Source organism: Brevundimonas sp., assembly GCF_041648055.1.
GTDB lineage: Bacteria > Pseudomonadota > Alphaproteobacteria > Caulobacterales > Caulobacteraceae > Brevundimonas.
Map to the genome: position 1 here is coordinate 1 of NZ_JBAZPS010000027.1, position 3346 is coordinate 3346.

Genomic DNA, 3346 nt, shown 5'->3' on the forward strand with positions numbered 1-3346 from the left:
TAGGTCCGGACGGCGGTAGGCCGAGATCAGGGTGTCGTCGAGATCCATCACGACAGCCCGGATATCTCTGAACACCTCCATCCCGGATCCTGCTCCGCGCCCCGTCGCGATCCGTCCGACCCTCGCTAGAACCAGGCCCGAATGCCGACGACGAACCGGGTGTCTTCCGCGCTCCGACCGTCTGCCTCCAGAAAGTCCGCCGTATTGCCGAAGCTCCTTGTCCATTCGACACCAACGTAGGGGGCGAACTCCTTGCGCACTTCATAGCGGAGACGCGCGCTGAGTTGCAGGGAACTCAGGCCGGAGCCGATCGAGAGCTCGGGAATGTCCTCCGCGGACAAGAGAACTTCTGCTCGCGGTTGCAGAATCCATCGCTGCGTGATGCGCTGATCGTAGAGCGATTGAACACGTGCCGTGAGTTCTCCCCTGTTGGAAAGGAAGGCGGAGGCGTCGACCTCAAACCAGTAGGGCGCGAGGCCCTGCATCGCCACGACCAGGTCGGTTCTGTCCGCTTCGGGTCGGTAGGTCTGACGGAGGCCAGCCTGCAGATTCCAGAACGGCAGGACGGCCCTGCTGTACAGCGCCTGAACCTCGGCTTTCTCGAGCTTGCCGCCGAATGTCCCCTCACCCTCGGACTTCCACCAGAAGCGATTGATATCGCCGCCGCTCCATCCTTGGGCATCCCAGCCATAACCTTCACCGTCGTCGGCAAAGGTTCCCTCCAGCCGCTCCACGATAACCGCGGTTGTCAGGATGTCGCCGTTTTCGATGCGCAATTCCTCGCGGGACGCCTCCATTTCGGCCGGATCGAACAACAGGTCTGCCGCGTGGGCTGGCCCGCTTGAGGCCCCTGCCGGAGGGGGTGTTTCAGGCGGCCGCCCCGGATTGTTAGCGCTGGTCGGCACGTCCGGCGGCATGGTCATGCCCTGCATGTCATGCCCGGTGGGCATCCGACCCATGGTCGGCATGTTGTGACCCGCCGGCATTGCCGATGTGGCTGGAACCTGGCCCATGGTCGACATGTCATGACCCGCCGGCATCGCCGGTGCGGCCGGAGTCTGACCCATGGTCGACATGTCGTGACCCATCGGCATCGCCGGTGCGGACGGAACCTCGCCCATGGTCGACATGTCATGGCCCGCCGGCATCGCCGGTGCGGCCGGAGTCTGGCCCATGATCGACATGTCGTGACCCGCATGTGGGTCCGGCGAGGACGTCGGCAGCCCGGCCGGAACCGCGCCCGTCGGGCAGACGGGGGCTCCGGGGGCTCCGATTCGAGAGGGGTCGGCATCCGGGGCACCACGACGGACGCAGCCGGGCGGCAGCGGAACGGGCTGCGCCTGGACCGCCGGCGTATGACCGGCGTGGGACTGGGCGAAGGCCGGTGTCGAGACCAGCAGCAGCGGCAGCAGGGCGACGGAGCGGATCATCCGGCAGCTCCTTCCATGGGTCGAACGGTGACGACGTTGAACATCCCGGCGTGCATGTGCATCAGCAGGTGGCAGTGGAACGCCCAGTCGCCGGGATTGTCGGCAGTCAGATCGAAGGTGACCTTGCCGCCCGGCGCGACGTTTACGGTGTGCTTCAGCGGCTGGTGTCCGGCAGGACCACCGGTGACCAGTTCGAAGAAATGGCCGTGCAGATGGATTGGGTGCGCCATCATGGAGTCGTTCACCAAGGTGACGCGCACCCGTTCATTCCGTTCGAAGCGGAACGGCTCTACGCCGTCACTGAACTTCTCGCCGTCGAAGCTCCACATGAACCGCTCCATGTTGCCCGTCAGATGGATCTCCATGTTGCGACTCGGCGGACGCTGGTCCTTATTCGGCTGCAGGGCCACAAGGTCGGTATAGACCAGCACCCGATGGTCGACGTCGGCCAGGCCAATGGGGCGTTCCGCAAGGCGGTTGATCGGCGTCATGGCGATGGCGTCAACGCCGACGCCGACCTTCATATCTGGCGGTGCGTTCTCGGGGTCCCGCATATTCATGCCGGCCATGGGCCCCATTGCCGCTCCGCCTGCGGCCGCCGAATCCGTTCCCGGCATCGGAGCGGCCGGTGCCATTCCAGGCATGGACCCGTGGTTCATCCCGCCCATGCCCATGTCGGCCATGGTCAGGTTGGGCACCTCGCGAAGTGGCGGGACCTCGGCGGTCATGCCCATGCGCGGGGCCAGGGTGGCGCGGCCCATGCCCGAGCGGTCGATGGCCTCGGAGACGATGGTGTAGGCGCGATCCTCGGTCGGACGCACGATGACGTCATAGGTCTCGGCCACAGAGATCTGGAACTCGTCGGTCTCGACCGGGCGCACATTCTCGCCGTCGGCCTGGACGACGGTCATGGCCAGGCCGGGGATGCGGACGTTGAAGATCGACATGGCCGAGGCGTTGATGATGCGCAGCCGTACCCGCTCGCCGGGCCGGAACAGGCCGGTCCAGTTTTCCTGCGGCCCGTGGCCGTTGATCAGATAGGTGTAGGTCGTGCCACTCACATCAAGGATGTCGCGCGGATCCATCCGCATTCTGCCCCATCTCCGGCGTTCTTCCAGACTCATCCGGTCACTGCCGTCCAGCAGCCCGGCCAGGGTGGTCCGCTGGCGATTGAAATAGCCGGGGCTCTTCTTCAGCTTTTCCAGGATCTCGTGCGGATGCATGAAGCTCCAGTCCGACAGGACCAGCACATGCTCGCGGTCATAGACGACGGGATCGGCGCCCGCCGGGTCGATGACGATCGGACCGTAGTGCCCCAGCGCTTCCTGCAGGCCCGAGTGGCTGTGGTACCAGAAGGTGCCTGACTGGCGGACCGGGAACTCATAGACGAAGGTCTCGCGCGGCTTGATCCCCGGAAAGCTGATGCCCGGAACGCCGTCCATCTGGAAAGGGAGCAGGATTCCGTGCCAGTGGATCGAGGTGTCTTCCTCAAGCTGGTTGTGCACCGCCAGCCGCACGTTCTGTCCCTCGCGCAGCCGAAGCAGAGGCGCGGGAAGCGTGCCGTTGATCGTTGTCGCGGTCGCGGTCCGTCCATTGACGGTGAAGGGCGATTCACCGATCGTCAGGTCGATGTTCGGCCCGGTCAGGGTGGGCAGGTCGGCGCGTAGCCCCGGAGACCCCGTCTGGGCCCAGGCGGGCATCAGTCCCTGGAGGCTCAAAAGGCCGCCCCCGGCGACCGCGCCGCGCAACAATCCTCGACGATCGAGCTTCATGGCGTACTCCTGAAATTCATATGGACGGCTCGCTGGATCGAGCGACGGCCTCTAGGTGTCTACGCATGCGGCGGGCCCAGCCCTCGCGACAGGCTGATGCATGTCGCGAATTTGTTCGGACGTTGGGCCAGGCGCTGACGGCCG

2 protein-coding genes are annotated in these 3346 nt (G+C 65.4%); both read right to left on the minus strand.

Annotation, left to right across the window (positions count from 1 at the left end; translation table 11 throughout):
* Window positions 1-125: 125 nt before the first annotated feature.
* Window positions 126-1430, minus strand: coding sequence for a copper resistance protein B (locus WC585_RS17195; RefSeq protein WP_219352850.1), 1305 nt, complete (start codon window positions 1428-1430; stop codon window positions 126-128).
* Entirely contained in the window at window positions 1427-3202 is a 1776-nt protein-coding gene (locus tag WC585_RS17200; protein ID WP_219352849.1) for a copper resistance system multicopper oxidase, read from the minus strand. The genes WC585_RS17195 and WC585_RS17200 overlap by 4 nt, the downstream gene beginning before the upstream one ends.
* Window positions 3203-3346: the final 144 nt, after the last annotated feature.